18 protein-coding genes are annotated in these 18,113 nt (G+C 68.9%); 7 read left to right on the top strand and 11 right to left on the bottom strand.

Going from position 1 to position 18,113, the window contains the following annotated elements; translation table 11 throughout:
* The first annotated feature begins 15 nt into the window (after positions 1–15).
* The gene (gene tyrS, locus ACXJKQ_RS00490; protein WP_457103802.1) at positions 16–1,287 is read left to right on the top strand and encodes a tyrosine--tRNA ligase; all 1,272 of its coding nucleotides are present in this window, start codon (positions 16–18) and stop codon (positions 1,285–1,287) included.
* Between the two features lie 37 nt (positions 1,288–1,324).
* Positions 1,325–2,008, top strand: a complete 684-nt coding sequence (locus tag ACXJKQ_RS00485) for a response regulator (protein WP_457103801.1) — start codon at positions 1,325–1,327, stop codon at positions 2,006–2,008.
* 15 nt (positions 2,009–2,023) lie between these two features.
* Here the strand turns inward: ACXJKQ_RS00485 and tatC are convergent, their stop codons facing one another.
* From tatC to argS, 6 genes are all read right to left on the bottom strand, one after another.
* Positions 2,024–2,824, bottom strand: coding sequence for a twin-arginine translocase subunit TatC (tatC, locus tag ACXJKQ_RS00480; RefSeq protein WP_457103800.1), 801 nt, complete (start codon positions 2,822–2,824; stop codon positions 2,024–2,026).
* Positions 2,821–3,438: a Sec-independent protein translocase protein TatB gene (gene tatB, locus ACXJKQ_RS00475; protein ID WP_457103799.1), complete on the bottom strand. Its 618-nt coding sequence runs from the start codon at positions 3,436–3,438 to the stop codon at positions 2,821–2,823. The genes tatC and tatB overlap by 4 nt, the downstream gene beginning before the upstream one ends.
* Before the next feature lie 103 nt (positions 3,439–3,541).
* Entirely contained in the window at positions 3,542–3,814 is a 273-nt protein-coding gene (locus ACXJKQ_RS00470; RefSeq protein WP_457103798.1) for a twin-arginine translocase TatA/TatE family subunit, read from the bottom strand.
* 134 nt (positions 3,815–3,948) lie between these two features.
* Entirely contained in the window at positions 3,949–4,953 is a 1,005-nt protein-coding gene (gene nagZ / locus ACXJKQ_RS00465) for a beta-N-acetylhexosaminidase (protein ID WP_457103797.1), read from the bottom strand.
* Between the two features lie 207 nt (positions 4,954–5,160).
* Positions 5,161–6,528 carry an SPOR domain-containing protein gene (locus ACXJKQ_RS00460; RefSeq protein ID WP_457103796.1) on the bottom strand — a complete coding sequence of 456 codons (1,368 nt, stop codon included), beginning with the start codon at positions 6,526–6,528 and terminating at the stop codon, positions 5,161–5,163.
* Positions 6,529–6,576: 48 nt separating this feature from the next.
* Complete coding sequence (argS, locus tag ACXJKQ_RS00455) at positions 6,577–8,328, bottom strand: arginine--tRNA ligase (RefSeq protein ID WP_457103795.1); 1,752 nt, start codon at positions 8,326–8,328, stop codon at positions 6,577–6,579.
* Positions 8,329–8,591: 263 nt separating this feature from the next.
* Between argS and ACXJKQ_RS00450 the strand changes: the two genes are divergently transcribed.
* Entirely contained in the window at positions 8,592–9,014 is a 423-nt protein-coding gene (locus ACXJKQ_RS00450; RefSeq protein ID WP_457103794.1) for a hypothetical protein, read from the top strand.
* Positions 9,015–9,038: 24 nt separating this feature from the next.
* Here the strand turns inward: ACXJKQ_RS00450 and ACXJKQ_RS00445 are convergent, their stop codons facing one another.
* A complete protein-coding gene (locus ACXJKQ_RS00445) occupies positions 9,039–10,286 on the bottom strand; it encodes a deoxyguanosinetriphosphate triphosphohydrolase (RefSeq protein WP_457103793.1) in 1,248 nt (415 codons plus the stop codon).
* A 153-nt stretch (positions 10,287–10,439) separates the two neighbouring features.
* Between ACXJKQ_RS00445 and ACXJKQ_RS00440 the strand changes: the two genes are divergently transcribed.
* From ACXJKQ_RS00440 to ACXJKQ_RS00430, 3 genes are all read left to right on the top strand, one after another.
* Positions 10,440–10,766, top strand: coding sequence for a HesB/IscA family protein (locus tag ACXJKQ_RS00440; protein ID WP_457103792.1), 327 nt, complete (start codon positions 10,440–10,442; stop codon positions 10,764–10,766).
* 143 nt (positions 10,767–10,909) lie between these two features.
* Entirely contained in the window at positions 10,910–12,823 is a 1,914-nt protein-coding gene (locus ACXJKQ_RS00435) for a hypothetical protein (RefSeq protein WP_457103791.1), read from the top strand.
* A gap of 348 nt (positions 12,824–13,171) precedes the next feature.
* Positions 13,172–14,587 (top strand): TadE/TadG family type IV pilus assembly protein, encoded by a 1,416-nt coding sequence (locus ACXJKQ_RS00430; RefSeq protein ID WP_457104057.1) that lies wholly within the window; start codon positions 13,172–13,174, stop codon positions 14,585–14,587.
* A 187-nt stretch (positions 14,588–14,774) separates the two neighbouring features.
* Here the strand turns inward: ACXJKQ_RS00430 and ACXJKQ_RS00425 are convergent, their stop codons facing one another.
* Genes ACXJKQ_RS00425 through ACXJKQ_RS00415 form a run of 3 tightly spaced genes read right to left on the bottom strand, consistent with a single transcriptional unit; the run spans position 14,775 to position 17,259 of the window.
* Positions 14,775–15,509 carry an ABC transporter ATP-binding protein gene (locus tag ACXJKQ_RS00425; protein ID WP_457103790.1) on the bottom strand — a complete coding sequence of 245 codons (735 nt, stop codon included), beginning with the start codon at positions 15,507–15,509 and terminating at the stop codon, positions 14,775–14,777.
* Positions 15,490–16,227 (bottom strand): ABC transporter permease, encoded by a 738-nt coding sequence (locus ACXJKQ_RS00420; RefSeq protein WP_457103789.1) that lies wholly within the window; start codon positions 16,225–16,227, stop codon positions 15,490–15,492. Before ACXJKQ_RS00420 ends, ACXJKQ_RS00425 begins: the two co-directional genes overlap by 20 nt.
* Before the next feature lie 51 nt (positions 16,228–16,278).
* Positions 16,279–17,259, bottom strand: coding sequence for an ABC transporter substrate-binding protein (locus ACXJKQ_RS00415; RefSeq protein ID WP_457103788.1), 981 nt, complete (start codon positions 17,257–17,259; stop codon positions 16,279–16,281).
* A gap of 185 nt (positions 17,260–17,444) precedes the next feature.
* Between ACXJKQ_RS00415 and ACXJKQ_RS00410 the strand changes: the two genes are divergently transcribed.
* Positions 17,445–17,822 carry a 4a-hydroxytetrahydrobiopterin dehydratase gene (locus ACXJKQ_RS00410; protein WP_457103787.1) on the top strand — a complete coding sequence of 126 codons (378 nt, stop codon included), beginning with the start codon at positions 17,445–17,447 and terminating at the stop codon, positions 17,820–17,822.
* Between the two features lie 16 nt (positions 17,823–17,838).
* On the opposite strand, the gene ACXJKQ_RS00405 is transcribed toward ACXJKQ_RS00410, so the two are convergent.
* Positions 17,839–18,060 carry a hypothetical protein gene (locus ACXJKQ_RS00405; RefSeq protein WP_457103786.1) on the bottom strand — a complete coding sequence of 74 codons (222 nt, stop codon included), beginning with the start codon at positions 18,058–18,060 and terminating at the stop codon, positions 17,839–17,841.
* Positions 18,061–18,113 lie beyond the last annotated feature (53 nt).

The following is an 18,113-nucleotide window of genomic DNA, read 5'->3' as shown; positions in this document are numbered from 1 at the left end:
CCCGAGATGGCATCCATGACCGCCGAGAGCTTCGCGCCGAAATCCGACTTCCTGCGGATCCTGACCGAGCGCGGCTATATCCACCAGACCTCGGACCTCGCCGGAATCGATGCCGCGGCGCTGGAAGGGCGTCTGACGACCTACGTCGGCTACGACTGCACGGCGCCGTCGCTGCATGTCGGGCACCTCCTGTCGATCATGATGCTGCACTGGCTGCAGGCCACCGGGGCTAAGCCCATCGCCCTGATGGGCGGCGGCACCACCCGGGTCGGCGACCCGTCCGGCCGCGACGAAACGCGAAAGATCCTCACCGTCGAGCAGATCGACGCCAACAAGGCCGAGATCCGCAAGACCTTCGACCGGTTCCTCCGCTTCGGCGAAGCGGCCGGCGATGCCGTGATGGTCGACAATGCCGAGTGGCTGACCAAGCTCAACTACATCGAGATGCTGCGCGATGTCGGCCGGCATTTCTCGGTGAACCGCATGCTGTCGATGGACAGCGTGCGCCTACGCCTGGAGCGCGACCAGGAACTCTCGTTCCTGGAATTCAACTACATGATCCTCCAGTCCTATGACTTCGTGGAGCTGAACCGCCGCTACGGCTGCGTCATGCAGATGGGCGGGTCGGACCAGTGGGGGAACATCGTCAACGGCATCGACCTCGGACGCCGCATGGGCGCGCCGCAGCTTTACGCTCTCACCTGCCCGCTGCTGACCACGTCGTCGGGCGCCAAGATGGGCAAGACCGCGGCCGGCGCGGTCTGGCTCAATCCGGAGATGCTGAAGCCGTACGATTACTGGCAGTTCTGGCGGAACACCGAGGATGCGGACGTCGCCCGCTTCCTGAAGCTGTTCACCCTGCTTCCCATGGCGGAGATCGCGCGTCTGGCGGCCCTCGCCGGTTCCGAGATCAACGCGGCCAAGACGGTGCTGGCCACGGAAGCCACGGCGCTGATGCATGGCCGCGAGGCCGCGGAGGCCGCCGCCGAGACCGCGCGCAAGACCTTCGTGGAGGGCACGCTGGCCGCCGACCTCCCGAGCGTCACGGTGTCCGCGGCGACCTTGGAGGCTGGGCTCGGCGTGCTCACGGCCTTCGGGCCGGATGTGGCCAAGCTCGTGCCCTCGACCAGCGAGGCGCGGCGGCAGATCAAGAGCGGAGGTCTGCGCGTGAACGACGTGCCGGTCGCCGACGAGAAGGCGACGCTTGGCCCTGATGACGTCACTCCGGAGGGCGTCATCAAGCTGTCCTTCGGCAAGAAGCGGCACGTGCTTCTCCGCCCCGAATGAGCGTCGCATTAGCAGAGGACGCGAACGCGGCGGCCGCATGACGACCGCCCGCATCCTCGTGATCGATGACGAGCCGCCGATCCGTCGCCTGCTTCGGACCGGTCTCGGGACGCAGGACTACGCCGTGGTCGAGGCGGCCGACGCTGCCGCCGCGCTGGCCGCTCTGGAGGCCGGCGGCGTGGACCTCGCGATCCTCGACCTCGGCCTGCCCGACATGTCCGGCCACGCCCTCCTCGCGTCGATCCGGGAGCGCTGGCCCGATCTGCCGGTCGTGATCCTGTCCAGCCGCGACGACGAGCGCGGCAAGGTCGAGGCCCTCGATCTGGGCGCGGACGACTACGTCACCAAGCCCTTCGGCATGAACGAGCTTCTCGCGCGCATCCGGACGGCCCTGCGCCATCGCCTGGCCATGCAGGGGGAGCGGCCGGTCTTCCGGGTGGACGACCTCTCGGTCGACCTCGTCCGCCGCATCGTGCGGGTCGGCGAACGCGAGGTGAAGCTGTCGCCGCGGGAATACGAGTTCCTGCGCGCGCTGGTGCAGCATGCCGGCAAGGTGCTGACCCACGCGCAGCTCATGCGCCACGCCCCGTCCTCGTCCGATCCGCAATATCTGCGCGTCTACGTGCGCCAGCTGCGCCAGAAGCTCGAGCCGGATCCGGAGCGTCCGCGCTATCTCCTCACCGAGACCGGTGTCGGCTACAGGCTGCGCGCGCCGGACTGAGACGGGCGCGCCGCATCACGGCTCCAGGCCCTCGGCGGCGCGGCGCGCCGCCCGTAGCTTCTCGACCCGCGCCACGGAGAAGACCGAGGCCTCGTAGAGGAGCAGCATCGGGATCGCGAGGGAGAGCTGGGAGATCACGTCGGGCGGCGTCAGGACCGCGGCTGCCACGAAGACCAGCACGATCGCGTAGCGCCGCTTCTCCCGCAGGAAGGCCGCGTCGATGATCCCGATCTGTCCCAGCAGCGTCAGGATCACCGGCAGCTGGAACGCGATCCCGAACGCGAAGATCAGCGTCATGATCAGCGACAGGTACTCATCGACCTTCGGCAGCAGCTTGATCGTCGGCTCACCGGCCACGCCCACCTGCTGGAGCGATACCGAGAACTTGATCAGCAGTGGCATCGCCAGGAAGAAGACAACCAGCGCGCCCAGGAGGAAGAAGATCGGCGTGGCTACAAGGTAGGGCAGGAACGCCTTGCGCTCGTTGCGGTAGAGTCCGGGCGCCACGAAGGCGTAGATCTGCGTCGCGATCACCGGGAAGGCCAGGAAGGCCGCGCCGAAGACGCTCAGTTTGATGTTGGTGAAGACCTGCTCGAGAAAGTGCGTGGCAATCAACTCGGCGTTCTGCGCACCCACGATCGAGACGTATGGGTAGACCAGAACGTTGTAGATGTCGCGCGAGAAAAAGAAGCAGGCGAAGAACATCAGCACGAAGGCGATGAGCGACTTGATCAGTCGCGCCCGCAATTCAACCAGATGTTCGAGCAACGGTGCCCGGGAGGCTTCGATCTCAGCCTCGTCCGTGTCGGTGATCATCGGACAGCGGCGCCGTTCTTCGGGTCGACGGAAGCGTCATGTGCGGCGGGCGGTTCGGGCGCGGGGCCGAACGGATCGTCCACCGATCCGGGTACGGGAAGGGGCGCCTCCGGCGCGCCAGCCTGGGCGACGGGATGGGGCGCGGACTCCGGCACGGCCGCCGGGATGTGCGCCGGCGGTGGAGCATCGTGAACCGAAGGCGCAGCCGCCTCAGCCGGCGTCGCGGCCTCCTGCTCGGCCTTCAACTGTGCCGTCGCATCAGCCAGGGATCGGGTCTTCGCTCCAGGCAGCTCAGGCCCGAGCTTCTCCGGACCCACCTTGGCCCGTCCCTCGACGGCGCCCTTCAGCTCATCGCGGATGGTCTGCACAGGATTGAAGGTCGAGCCCGCCGTGCGGACCGTGTTGCGGATCCCGTCGACCTCGCGCCGGACATCGTCGAGTTCCGCCTCACGGATCGCCTCGTTGAACTGCATCTGAAACTCGCCGGCCATGCGACGCAGTTTCGACGTGATCTGCCCGACGGTGCGCAGCGCCTTCGGCAGATCCTTCGGTCCGATGACGATGAGGGCGACGCCGCCGATCAGCATCACCTCGCCCCAGCTCATATCCAGCATGTCGTCGACGGTCCTGCTGCCTCGAGGCCCAGCGCGATGGCCGGACCCCGTCAGGCTCTACACGATGGCGTGCGCCCTGACGGTCCTTGCGTCCGGTGCGCCGTCAGACCGGCTTGCGTTCGCCGCCGGGCAGATGGCTCGCCGGAATCGCCGTGCCGGGGCTGGTCTCGGTGGCGTGCGGGATGGTCCGGACCGGCTCGGCCGGCGGCGCCGCGTTCTGGCTGACTGGCGGGGACTCGTCCTCGGCCATGCCCTTCTTGAAAGCTTTGATGCCCTTCGCGACGTCGCCCATCAGGTCCGAGACCTTGCCGCGTCCGAAGAGCAGCATCACGATGACCGCGACGATGACCCAGTGCCAGATACTCATGCTGCCCATGGCAACCTCCTGCGGGCGCCCCGATGAAGCGGGAGCGTGACGCCACGTCCGGTTGAGGATTTCGGGGCGAACCTAGGGATCGCGCAGCCCGAACACAAGCAGAGCCGATGCCACGGCCGGTGGAAGGCGGTGGGTCAGGCGGCGGCGAGGGCGGCGGCGAACCGTGCCCGTGCCTCCGGGACATCGAGCCCGTCGCCCGCCGGATCGAGGCGCGCCAGCGCGGCCACGGCCCGCCGTGCGGCCGCACCGGCGAGTTCGGGCGCCGCCTCCGCCACGGCGCGCATCTCGTCCATCGCGCCGTTGCAGTGCAGGCCGATATCGATCCCGGCGGCGAAGGCGCGCTCCGTCCGGTCCCTGAACGTGCCCGTCAGGGCGTGCATCGAGAGGTCGTCGGTCATCAACAGGCCGTCGAAGCCGATCGCGCCGCGGATGATGTCGCGGATGACGGCGGTGGATTGCGTGGCCGGCCTCTCGGGGTCGATGGCGGTGAAGACCACGTGCGCGCTCATGGCCATGGGCAGATCGGCCAGCGCCCGGAACGTTCGGAAATCCTGCGCCGCGAGGTCTTCGCGCGTCGCTTCCACGACGGGCAGGCCGTGGTGGCTGTCGCAGGCGGCACGCCCGTGACCGGGAATGTGCTTCATCACCGGCAGGACGCCGCCGGCCATCAGGCCTTCGGCCACGGCGCGGCCGATCTCGGCCACGGCATCCGCACTGGTCCCGTAGGCCCGGTCTCCGATGATGTCATGCGAGCCGGGCGCGGGGACGTCGAGAACCGGAGCGCAATCGACGTTGATCCCGACTTCGGCGAGGTCGTGTGCCATCAGGCGTGCGCCGAGACGGGCAATCGTCGTGGCGCTGCCGTTGAGGCGGCCGTAGCGGCCCCCGGCCGGGTAGGCCGGCCAGTGCGGCGGACCCATCCGCTGGACGCGACCGCCCTCCTGGTCGATCAGGATCGGCGCCTTGTCGGAACCGAGGCACGCACGCAGATCGCCCGTCAGAGCCCTGACTGCATCGGGGGCCCCGATGTTGCGCTTGAACAGGATGAAGCCCCAAGGTCGCAGATCCCGGAAGAAGGCCTTCTCCTCCGCGGAGAGCGACGTTCCGGCGCAGCCGAGGATCAGGGCACGGGAGGTCATCAGGAGCTACTCGGGACCTGTTCGGTGGCGGCACGAAGACGGCGACAGTGCCGCGGGACACGTGAATCGGTGCCGGCAGACTCGGGCGGGAACGGGGAGCCGGCAAGACCAAACCGCGGCTCCGGGTCGCTGCGGGGCGGAACGTGCCGCCCCTGTTGCCGTCAGGACTCGGTCGGACGGTGACCGGCGCGGCACTCCGTGAGGGCGTCAGTTCTTGGCCACGAAACACTGGCCGCCCGCGCCCTGCAGGGCGCTGCACAGACCCGAGGCCTCGGCTTTCTCCAACGGGCCGACCCGGACGCGGAAGATCGTCTTGCCGTTGACCTCGGCCTGCCGGATCAGCTCCGGCTTGCCGGCGAGCTGCGTGTACTTGGCCTGCATCTGCCGCAATGCGGCCTTTGCCTCGGCGGCGGAGCCGCGCACGCCGAGCTGGACTGAGAAGCCGCCCACAGGGCCTGACTTCAGGGCGGTATCGTCCGCGGTCGACGTGCTGGCTGTCGTGTCGGGCGCGGTTGCCGGCGTAACGGCGGCGATCCGCTGGGCGGCCTTCGGCGGCTTCGCGGCCACCGGTTTGGGCGCCGACGGCTCGACCGCAACATCCGGCTGGGCCTCGACGGGCATGGCTGTCGCGACCGGCATGGATGCGGCCGCCTGACGGACCGGCTTCGCCTTGGAGGGCGCCGGCGGAGCCGGCTCGTCGCCGGGGAGGACCATTGTGGGGATCGGTGCCGGACCGGCCTCGACCGGCGTCTCCCGCGCGGGCGCCGCCGGGGGGGCCTCGGGCTTCACCGCCACGGTCCGAACGCGACGGGGCTCCCCGAACGCCTCGAACGGCCCGTTGCCCGGCGTCGTGCCGCCCTGGGCGCCGGACGGCTGCGACGGGCCTTGTGCCGCGCGGGCGGCCTCGGCCACGTCGAGGGGCTGCTCCTCGCGGTTGACGATCTTGATCTGGCCGTCCTTCTTGCCCTTCGGATCGTAGATCTGGCGGTTCTGATCCGGGATCTCGACACCGTCGGCAACCTTCGGGGCGACCTTGAGGGGCGTCGAATCGGCCTGCACGACGGGGACACCGCCGTGGCCGGCATTGCTCATGCCCTTGTAGGTCAGCGCGCCCGTGACGGCGACCGCCACGACCGCAATCCCGGCACCGACCGAGAGCAGACGCCGCCGCGGATTCGCGCGGCGCAGCGAGGGACCGTCCGGGTAGGACTCATCGACGCCGTCCTGCACGGCATCGGCATTCGCGGTGTACGCGTTGGCCTCATGGTGCGTGTCCTGCTCCACCGAGGCGAGGTATTGGTCGAACGCGTCGGCCGGCGTCGCCTTCGCGGCTTCCGGCGCGAAGCTCGGCTCGACCCGTGCATTCCAGCCGGATTGGGCCTGGGCGGCGGGGGTGGCCCGAATCTCGTCGCGCGCGGCCAGCAGGGCGCGGAACGGGTCGTCCTGACCGACGATGCGGGCGAGTTCCGCGAGCGGATCTGCCTTACCCGGTCCCTGCGGCGCCTGTGCCTTCTCGTGACGCAAATCGCGCGCGAGGGCGTCCAGATCGACCTGAGCGCGCGAAGCGTTCGTCATGGCAGCATCCTCACATCAACGCCGGCGACCGGCCCGATGCGTCCGGGCCTATCGCATCTCGTCCGGCGCGGTCACACCGAGAATCGCAAGGCCGGCGGCAAGCGTGCTCCGCAGAGCCTCGATGAGCGCCAGCCGCGCCCAGGTCGACTTTCGGTCGGTTGCATTAACAAACCGTAATTGCGGCAAGTCTTTGCCCTTGTTCCAGAAACTATGCAACGCCGACGCCAGTTCATAGAGATGGAACGCGATCCGGTGCGGCTCGTGCGCGAGGGCCGCGGACTCGAGGACCCGCGGGTATTGCGCGATCAGCCGCATCATCTCGATCTCGCCCGGATCGCTGAGAACGCCGAGGTCCGCCTCGTCCAGCAGCGCCGCTGCCGACAGGTCGGCATCCGGGAACGCCTCGCGCGCCTGCCGCTGCACCGAGCGGACGCGGGCGTGGGCGTACTGGACGTAGAAGACCGGGTTGTCCTTCGACTGCTCCACCACCTTGGCGAGGTCGAAATCCAGCGTCGCGTCGTTCTTGCGGAACAGCATCATGAACCGGATGGCGTCGCGGCCGACCTCGTCGATCACGTCCCGGAGGGTCACGAACTCGCCGGCCCGCTTCGACATCTTGACGGGTTCACCTGCGCGCAACAGCCGCACCAGCTGACAGAGCTTGACGTCGAGCGTCGCCTCGCCGGCGCTCACCGCCTTCACGGCGGCCTGCATGCGCTTCACGTAGCCGCCGTGATCGGCTCCGAGGACGTCGATCAGCTCGGTGGCGCCCGCGAGGTATTTTGCCCGATGGTAGGCGATGTCGGAGGCGAAATACGTGTAGGAACCGTCCGATTTCAGCAGCGGCCGGTCACTGTCGTCGCCGAATTCCTTGGTCCGGAACAGCGTCTGCTCGCGATCCTCCCAATCCTCCGGCAACTGCCCCTTGGGCGGCGGCAGGCGACCTTCGTAGACGAGCCCCTTCTCACGCAGCTCTGCGAGCAGCGATTTGACCGCCCCGCTCTCCTGGAGCGTGCGCTCGGAGAAGAACACGTCATGCCGGATCCCGATCGCCTCGAGATCGGCCCGGATCATGCCCATCATCATGCCGAGGGCGGTGTCGCGGACGAGCGGCAGCCAGTCCGCCTCCGGCTGGTCGAGGAGCGCGCGGCCGTGGGCTTCGGCCAGGGCGGCGCCGACCGGCTTCAGATAGTCGCCCGGGTACAGCCCCTCCGCGATGGCGAAGGGCTCACCCAGGGCCTCCCGGTAGCGCTGGAAGGCGGACCGGGCGAGCACGTCGACCTGAACGCCCGCATCGTTGATGTAGTATTCCCGGGTCACCTGCCGTCCGGCGGCGACGAGGAGGTTGCAGAGGGCGTCGCCGAACACGGCGCCGCGGCCGTGGCCGACATGCATCGGTCCGGTCGGGTTCGCCGAGACGTACTCGACGTTGATCGGGCCGCCGGGCAGCCGCGCGCGGCCGAACGTCTCGGGCGAGGCCAGCGCATCGCGCACGACCGCGTGGAAGATGACGGGATCGAGCCGAAGGTTGATGAAGCCGGGCCCGGCGACGCTCGCCTCGACGATCCGCGGGTCATTGCGCAGCTCCGCCGCCAGGGATTCGCCCAGGACCTTCGGGTTCGTCCGCGCTTCCTTGGCCAGAACCAGGGCGGCATTCGTGGCGAGATCGCCATGAGACGCATCGCGCGGGGGTTCGACCACCACGCGGCCGAGGTCGAGGCCTTCCGGCAGCTGGCCGGCGCGGGTCAGCGCTTCCACGGCCTCGCGCACGCGCGCCTCGAACAGGGCGAAGATGTTCATCGGTCTCGGTCTCGCTTGCGCGGGGATCTCGTCGTGTGGCCCGCCCGCGCCGTCTAGCAAGGGGGCGGAGGGGTGTCACGGCACCATGCGGTGCGCCAAGGCCGGGATCGCGCCGTTCCGGGCACCGATCCGGTAACCAAGCCCACCCGGCGCGCGCGTTATCCCGTGCGACGAATACGGATCGCGCACGGCCAGCCTTGTCCTGCCCGAGATGACGCTGTGTCATCACCAGCGATCGTGGCGTCCCGATCGCGGAGTTACTGATGAAGACCTTGACGATTGCAGGTGCGGCGGTGTGCGCCCTGATCCTGGCCTCTCCCGGCGCGGAAGCCGGCGGCTTCCGCGGCGGCGGCTTCCACGGAGGCGGGTTCCACGGCGGTTTCCGTGGGGGCTACGGTTACCGGGGCGGTTTCGCGGGCCGTGGCTATTACGGAGGCGGATACGGCTACCGTCGCGGGTATGGCCGCGCCCTGGGCTACGGGTTGGCCGGTGCGGGGATCGGGCTCGGCCTCGGGTTGGCCGCCGGCAGCCTCTATGGCGGCTACGGGTACGGCGGCGGATACGGCTATGGCGGCTATGGCTACCCGGCCACCTATGGCGGGTACGGCTACGGCTATCCCGCGGCCTACGGCGGCTACGGGTATGGCGGTTGCTACGGCAGCTATACCTGCGGTTGCGGCTGCTGAAGCGCGCGGCGGCCTCGCCGGGTCTCAGGGCTCGGCGAGGGGTAACCCGCGGCTCGGCAATTCCCAGTGGAGGTCAGGAGTCGTGGCGTGATGCTTTCGGTGCGCCAGGACGGCGTAGGTGTCGGTCATGCCGGCGATGTAGTCAGCGACCCGGCGGGCGATCCGCGCCGCCGGGGCACCGTCCAGGCCGACACTCCATTCCTCGGGCATCCGCGACGGGGCCGCCGTGAAGGCGGCGAACAGATCGTGGACGATGGCGTCGGCCTTCCGCCGCACCGCCACGACGCCGGGATGGCGGTACATGCGCTCCCACAGGAAGCGCATGATCTCGGCATCGGCTGCCGCGATCTCCGGTGAGAAGACGATGACGGCCTGATCCGCCCCGCGGATGTCCTCGACACGTCGCGGGCCGAGGGTGGCAATGCGGCGCCCCCCCTCGCGGATCACGTCCTCGACGAACCGCGTGATCACGCGGCGCGCGAGTTCGTGGATCATCCGCGACGGCTCCAAGCCCGGATGGAGACGGTCGATCTCGTCGAGCAGTCCGGCGAGGAAGGGGACGGCGCGCAATTCCTGGATCTCGAACAGGCCGGCTCTCAGGCCGTCGTCGAGATCGTGGGCCGCGTAGGCGATGTCGTCGGCGAGCGAGGCCGCCTGCGCCTCGGGACCCGCCTGGCTCCACAGGTCCAGCGGATTGAGCGCGTCGTATTCCAGGATCGCGGCCGGGATGCCGCGCGCCGCGTAGCGGGGCGTCGGCTGTCCGTCCGCAGTCAGCAACGGACCGTTGTGCTTGACGAGGCCCTCCAGCGTCTCCCAGGCCAAATTCAGCCCGTCGAAGCCCGCGTAGCGCCGCTCCAGCCGCGTGACGATCCGCAGCGCCTGGGCGTTGTGATCGAACCCACCGTAGGCAGCCATGCAGACGTCGAGCGCGTCCTCCCCGGTGTGGCCGAAGCAGGTGTGGCCGAGGTCGTGACTGAGAGCCAGCGCCTCCGCGAGATCCTCGTCGAGCCCCAGGGCACGGGCAATGGCCCGCCCGATCTGGCTGACCTCCAGCGTGTGGGTCAGGCGCGTGCGATAGTGATCGCCCTCGTGATGCACGAAGACCTGTGTCTTGTGCTTCAGCCGCCGGAATGCCGTCGAGTGGATGATCCGGTCCCGGTCGCGCTGGAAGTCGCTGCGGGTCGGCGAGCCGACCTCCGGGATCAGGCGTCCCCGGGTGCGCGCCGGATCGGTGGCGTAAGGCGCACGCCAGCGCTCACCGCTGGATCGCACGGCATCCGCTCGCAAACGCACGCACCCTGCACATGACCACTCTCCAACCGGCGCGTTGCGGCGCGGGCTCGCGCCCCATATCTTGTGGGCCTCGGCGTCCCCGGCAACGGGCGGGGCGCGCCGTCCACCGAATGAATGCGTGGCCATAGACCGATGTCTGAGATCACCCTGACCGCCCGCGCGGCCAAGCGCATCAACGAGATCATGGGTTCGGAGCCGGCCGGCTCGTCGCTGCGGATCAGCGTCAACGGCGGGGGCTGTTCGGGTTTCTCCTACGCGTTCGACATATCCCGAACCCGCGAGGCGCAGGATGTGACGATCGAGCGCGACGGCGCCACGGTGATCGTCGATCCGGTCTCGCTCGAATACATGAGCGGCTCCACCATCGATTTCGTGAACGACCTGATCGGCCAGTCCTTCAAGATCGAAAATCCGCTGGCCACGGCGTCCTGCGGCTGCGGCACCTCCTTCTCGTTGTAGCGCCGACCTGGCGCATCCGCGCCGTTGCCTTCGTACGACACCGATCCCGGCTCGGTCGCCCGATCCGATGCGCGCGATTGCCTCGACCGGCAAAACGCGGCACGGCTAAGCGATCCTCTGATAGCCCCGATCCGGACGCAGCCATGATCCACCCGAAGGCCCGCTTCCGCCTCCGGTCGACCTTGGCGGCGACCGGCGCCCTGGTCCTGCTCGGGCTTGCAGGCGTCCCGGTGCCGGTCTCCGCGCAGGAGGGTGCTGCCGCCGTTCAGGACGTGACGGTGACCGATGTGGTCGTCCCGCTCGGCGGCACGCTGCTCAAGGCCCCCAAGCTGACGGCGAGCGGAACGCGCCTGTCGAAGGAGGATCTGGCGGCGATCCTGCGGCCCGATTCCCCGGTGCCATGGGAACAGCGTCTGGCCAAGCTCGATGCCGGCAGCCTGACGGTCCCGGTCCTGACTTCCGAGAATGCCGGTCCCGGTGACGACCGTCAGACGGTCACCTATCGCGACGTCGTCGCCCGCGACATCAGAGCCGGTCGCGTCGGAGAGCTGACGGCAGCCGGGGCCACGGTCAGTTCCGTTGCCGGCCCGAACCGGGGTTCGGGCACCTACGGGCAGGTGCGCGCCACCGACCTCGATCTCGCGGCACTCAGCCGGCTCTATACGGTCCCCGGTGACGGCAAAGGGCCGATCCAGCGGGTCTACGGGACGATCCAGGTCTCGGACGTCACCTATTCCGACGCCCGGGGAACGACCGTTAAGATCGCACGCCTCGATGGGCGCGACCTCGGCGGCCGGCAGGTACCGGACGGCTGGAGCGGGGCCTTCGCGATCGTAGGCGGCGGTTTCGACGGTTCCAGCGACCGGCGTCCGCTGGCCGGCGCGGCGGCCGACCTGATCGATGCGACGGCCGTCGGCAGCCTGGAGATGCGCGGCCTGAGCGTGAGTGACGCCGATCCCAAGGGACCGGTACTGTTCGAGATCGGACGCGCCGCCTACACATCCGCGGGACCCGATGCCGGCACCGTTCTCGACGACCTCTCGCTATCGCGCGGCAGCCTGCGCGCCCATGTCGGGCGTCTCGCGCTCCTCGGCACCTCCCTGGCCCCGACCGTCGCGGCGCTGAAGGGAATCGCCGCCGAGCCCGCAACGGGACCGGGCTTCTCCGATGCCGAGATGCGGCGCCTGACACCGAAGCTCGGCAATCTCACCCTGACCGACCTGTCGATGGACCTGCCGTCGGAGCCCGAGGCCGACCATGGGCCGCTCCGCGACGGGCGCAGCCCGGTCCTTGAGCCGGGCCGCGCCGTCACAGGCAAGGCGACCGCTCCCAAGCCGGCCGAGCCGGCAAATCCCCTGGCCGTCACGGTGTCGCCGCAGCCGGGCCGCCGGATCGCCCTGCGGGAGGCGACCCTCGCCTTCGGACCGCCGAGCGACGGCGTTCCCAGCACGAGCCGCTTCAGCCTCTCGGGCCTGAGCCTTCCCGCGAACCTCCTGGCCGGCGCGCCGATCGTCGGCATGCTGCCGGCCTATGGCTACCGGGACCTCGATCTCGACCTCGTGGCCGATGCGACGCTGGACGAGAAGGCGCGCGACCTCGCGTTGCGGGAAGTCACGGTGTCGGGACGCGACATCGGCACCGTCCGCCTGTCCGGCACCCTGGGCGGTATCGGCCCCGAGCTGTTCTCCGGCACCCTTCCGGCCGCCACCATGGTGATGTTCTCGGGCAGCGCCAAGAGCCTCGACGTGACGGTGGAGAATGCCGGCCTGTTCGAGCGCTTCCTGACCGCGCAATCGAAGGATCTCAGCCTCAAGCCGGACGAACTGCGCAAGGAATACGTCACCGCCAGCCTGCTGGGCGTGCCGATCATCCTCGGCAACAGCGCCGCCGCGAAGGGTATCGGCGCCGCCATGGGCCAGTTCGTGATGAAGCCCGGCAAGCTCGTGCTTCACGCCCGGTCGAAGGAGCCGGCCGGCATCGGCTTCATCGACCTCGGCGCTGCGCGCTCGCCGGCGGCCGTGCTCGATCGTCTCGAAGTCGACGCGAAGGCGAACTGAGCCGGCGCGCTCTGCATCACGCACCTCACGACGGCGCGCGCCGACGCCGGCTGCCCCGCGGATGATTCCGAGCTGATCGGTGCCGGGACTGCGTCGTCTCGGTGCGCGATCCAGCATGCCCGAGAACGGATCGACCTGTTCGTTACCGCCCTGGCGTTGGTCTTGTCGCGGCAGAGTCCCGCTCGGCCCTGTGTCCTTCGCGATAGACATCCGTCGCGTTGGCGCATGCGTTAAGCATGCTTCCAGAGACCTTGCTGAGCAGCGATGGCACGGCGGGGAGTTAACCGCGGCGCTATCCCCACCTGTGTAGGAACGAGCAGGCGTTTATTGGCTCAAGGCCCTCGCGGTATGTTGGAGTTCGGGACGGCGCGCGACCGATTGAGGGCCGTTCTGCACGGGATCTCCACGCGTAACCGTCTGTTCGGTGGTGATCGCCGCGGCGGCGTCGCACTCACCTTCGCGCTCAGTTCCACGGTCCTGCTCGGCCTGGTCGGCGGCGGTATCGACTACGCCCGCATCGCCTCCCGCCGTGCGCAGCTGCAGAACGCCGTAGATGTCGGCGTGCTCTCCGGCGGGAACACCATGAAGCTCGCGGCCTCCAGCATTCCCGCAGTGGAAGGCGTGACCGAGCAGGCGATCCGAAGCAGCGCGCCACCCTCGCCTGACCAGCCCTTCGCGGTGACCGTGCAGGTGGCGAGCGATAAGTCCAGCGTGTCGGCGCGGGTTCAGGATACGGTGAAGCTCGCCTTCGGCCCCTTCGTCGGCATGCGTGCCGCGACTGTGTCGGTGCAGGCCAAGGCCAGCGTCGTCGGCAAGATGCGGCTGTGCATGCTCACCCTCGACCCCGCGGCACCGGGGGCGTTCAACCTGCAGAAGAACGCTCAGGTCACCGCCAACGGCTGCTCACTCTATTCCGATTCGACAAGTCCGATGGGGATGGTGGGCGGCGACAGCTCGATCGCGCGGGCCGATACGATCTGCTCGGCCGGCGGCTATATCGGCGTACGCGCGAACTTCGCGCCTCCGCCGCAGACCGGATGCCCGGTGATCGCGGATCCGCTGAAGGGGCGTGCCAACCCGCCCATCGGAACCTGTACCACCCTGCCTTTCCCGTTCAACTTATTGCCGATCGGCAAAACGGCGACGATCGATAAGGACCTGACGCTGGATCCTGGAACTTATTGTGGCGGGCTGCAGATCAAAAAGAACGCAGTCGTCGTCATGAATCCCGGCATCTACATCTTCAAGGACGGGCCGCTGATCGTGAAGGACAAGGCCACGCTGACGGCGTCCGGCGTGGGTTTCTACTTCAGCGGAGACAAGGGCGGCCTGCTCTTCGACAAGGATACGACGATCAGCCTCACGGCGCCGACGTCGGGAGAGATGGCAGGCCTGCTGATGGCCGAGCAGACGACGGTCTCCAATCCGCTCGATCCGGCGCTGATCGCCAATGCCCTGGATCTTGGCGTGAGCATCCCGCCGACGCCCCTGCCCCTCGGGCAGACGAAGCCGATGCGGACTTACCGGATCATCAGCAACAACGCGCGCACCATGCTCGGCACGATCTACCTGCCTTCGGGCCGGCTCGTCATCGATGCCAATCAGCCCGTGGCCGATCAGTCGGCCTATACTGTCGTGGTGGCTCAGCAGGTGAACCTCTACGAGGGGCCGAACCTGTACCTGAACGCGAATTACGACGCCACGAGCGTCCCGGTGCCCAAAGGCGTTGGGCCGCTGGGCGGCAAGCTGCTGATCACGCAGTAGGACGCTTCAGGTCTCACCCCCTGAAGCGCCGGGACTGAAATCGACACGGGCCGCGTAACACGTCAGACAACCCCGTCTGAGAGCAGGACCCGACGCGCAGTCTCGTACCCGCTGAAGAACGGGGTCGGGTCTAGCGCCTACGGCCGAGAAGGGTCGCAAGCGCCGGCTTGGTCGGAAAACGAAGAGATCAGAGCGCGATGATCCCCGGATACCGTTCGGCGAGGGTCGCCCGGGTCGTCTCGGCCCAGGCGCGGTCGCGGCCTTGGCGCGGGCGGTCGAGGGGGACGTCTGCAATGAGGGTCGCCGGGCGCCGGGAGACGAGCAGCAGCCGGTCCGCGATCCCGATCGCTTCGGCGACGTTGTGGGTCACCATCAGGACGCTCATGCCGGTCTCGTCCACCGTATCCACGACGAGGGCGCGCAGCTCCGCCGCCGCGGCATCGTCGAGGGAAACGAACGGCTCGTCGAGCACCAGGATGCGCGGCCCGTCCGCCAGGGCGCGGGCGAGCGCCACCCGCCGCTGCATGCCCAGCGACAGCGCCTTCGGATAGCTGGACCGCCACGCCGTCAGGCCGAGCCGCGCGAACAATCCGTCGAGGTCGCGCCCGCGCCGCGCCCGGGGCAGACCGAGGCGCACGTTGTGCTCGACGCTGCGCCAGGGCAGCAGCCGCGGCTCCTGAAACACGATGCCGGCTTGGTCCGCACCGGAGACGCGGCCGTCGAACGCGGCGTCCAGCCCGAGCAGGATCCGCAGCGCGGTGGTCTTCCCGGCGCCGGAGGGTCCGATCAGGCAGACGACCTCGCCGCGGGCCACGCCGAAGGCGAGGTCGCGGACGGCCTCGACCGGCTCGGCGCCCCGCGGCCGGTACCATTTCGACGCGATCGCGACCTGGAGGACGGGTTCAGCGCCAGCGGCGGACATGGGCTTCGAGCCGCTGGAGCAGGAGGACGTCGATGCCGATCATCACGGCCATGAACACGAGGCTGTAGCCGATGATGGCCGCCACGTCGGTGCTCTGCACGAAATAGTAGTTGATCGCGAAGCCGACCCCGTCAGGGCGTCCGAGCAGTTCGACCACCAGCACGATCTTCCAGGCGAGGGAGAGACCGGACCGCGCCGCCGTGACCATGTAGGGCTGGAGCTGCGGGATCAGGATATCGCGCGCCCAGCTGCGCCGGTCGAGCCGATAGGCGCGGGCCATCTCGTCGAGCCCGGGATCGAGATTCCGGGCGCCCTCCCGGACGATCACCGCGACGTTCGGGAGCTTGTTGAGGACCACCGCCAGAATGGCTGCGGTCTCGGTCAGCCCGACCCAGACATAGGCCAGGACGGTGATCACCAGGGCCGGGGTGTTGAGCAGGACGAGGAGCGGCGTGTCGAGGGCGAGGTCGGCAGCCTTCGAGCGTCCGAGGGCAACCCCGAGGGCGACGCCGAGGACCATCGCGACCGTGAACGAGATCGCCACCCGCAGGAGCGTCATGCCGATATTGTGGGCGAGGTCGCCGCGCTCGGCTTCCTGAACGACGAAGCGCAGCACGGCCAGCGGGGCCGGCAGCAGGCGCGATCCCGCCTCGACCGCGGCCATCTGCCAGGCGGCGACCAGCACGACCAGGGACGCGATGCGGGTCAACGCGCCCATGCGGTCCCGGCTGCCCGGATCGCCAGGACGGAGGCCCGCCGGGGGGCCGTCTCAACCATTGCGGCCGGTAAAGTAGAGGTCGGGAGGAAGCGCGTCGCCCTTGCCGACAAGGCGCGAGCCACCGAGGCGCGCCATCACGGCGTAGAGCTTCTCGGCATCGGCACGCTCCTCCGCCACCGGACGGCGCGGGATGCCGGCCAGGAAATCGCGCTTGAGCGCCTCGAAGGTCGCATCATCCTCGGCAGCCATCAGCGGCCGCACGATCTGCCACGTGCTCGGATCCGCCGCCAGCATGTCCTTCGCCGCCCGCGAAGCCCGGGCGAAGGCCGCCACGGCGGCGGGCTTCTCCTTCACGGTGGTGTCCTGGAACAGGTAGCCGATCAGGGCCACGTCGCCGGGGACGCCGAGGGCGTGCATGATGTCCTCCGCACCGACCAGCCGGCGGTAGCCCTTGGCTTCCAGGCGGGCGCAGTAGGTCCAATAGGTCAGTGCCGCGTCGAGGGCGCCCTGTTCGAGCTTGAGCGTGATCAGCGGCGGTGCGCCGTAGGCGATCTCGGCGGCGCGTTCGAGGTCGATGCCGGCTGCGTCCTTGGCCTGTGCCCGCAACAGCAGCCAGTTCTTGTCGAGGGGGCCGCCGGCGACGCCGAGGCGCTTGCCGTCGAGATCCTTGAGGCTCTTCACCGCACTCCCGGCGGGCACCATCACGGCACCCTCGGACGTCGAGTACGGGATGAAGCGTACCGCCTGTCCGTCATTGCCGAGTCGGGCGGCCCAGAGCAGGTCCCCGATGATCGTGTCGACCTGATTGCCGATGAAGCTGATACGGGCGGCGTCGTTCCCGGCGAGTTTCACGGCGTCGAGCTGAAAGCCGTTGTCGGTGTCGAGGCCGCGGGCCTTGATCACCGCCGCCTCCCAGGTCGAAGTCCCGAAGGGCAGGCTCCCGAGGCGGATCGTGGGCATGTCCGCGCGCGCCGCGCGCAGGCCGAGGCCGCCGAGCAGGCCACCGGCGAGCATCGCGCGCCGTGACAGCATCACGCCTTCTCCCATCGTATTGCGCAGTCTTCCGCAGCGGCAGATTGGAGTGCGGACCGGGCCGGACGCCATTGGAGAAAGGTCATAGGGCTCACACCGGTTTCCGTCCACCGTGTCACACACGCTTGCGCGCAACCGGAAGCGGCGGCACCCTCTGTCGCGGATATCTTGGGAGACAGGCGATCATGACCGAGCGACGCGAGGCTACTCTGGACGACGCGACCGTGGAGGCACGACTGAAGGCCGAGCTCCCTACATGGCGTCTCGAGGACGGATGGATCCGCCGTACCTACAAGACGGCCGGCTGGAAGGGTACGCTCATGGTGATCAACGCGGTGGGGCACCTCGCCGAGGCGGCGTGGCACCATCCGGACATCACGGCGTCCTACGCCTGGGTCGAGGTGCGGTTGATGAACCACGCGGCCAAGGGCATCACCGACAAGGATTTCGCCCTCGCCCGGAAGATCGAGGAGGTCGTCGCCTGGCAACCGGCCCTGGAGGGACAGGGCCTCGAAGGCACGCCGACCGATCCGCGCTTCGCCTATATCAAGTACGACAAGTAGCGGTGCCGCGCCGGCTTCACTCCGCCGCCTTCACCCGGCGGCACTCGGTCTTGAGGTAGGCGCTCTTGCCGATCTCGTCGCGTCGCTCGGTGCGGGCGATGATCTCCTGCCAGCCCATCGCGCATCCGAGTTCGTTGGCGACCCGGACCTTGCGCACCTCCATGGCCTGGGCGTCCGTGCAGGCATCCTGGGCAAGACCGTTGGCGCAGACCAGGACGACGGCGATGAAGGCGTTCATGGGCGGGGCGATCCTCGTTCCCGCACCTTACGCGCAAAGCGGCCGCAAGGTTT

It is taken from the genome of Methylobacterium sp. P5_C11, assembly GCF_054049775.1.
The sequence above is the reverse complement of the archived record's forward strand: the minus strand, read 5'-3'. Positions and strand labels throughout refer to the sequence as shown.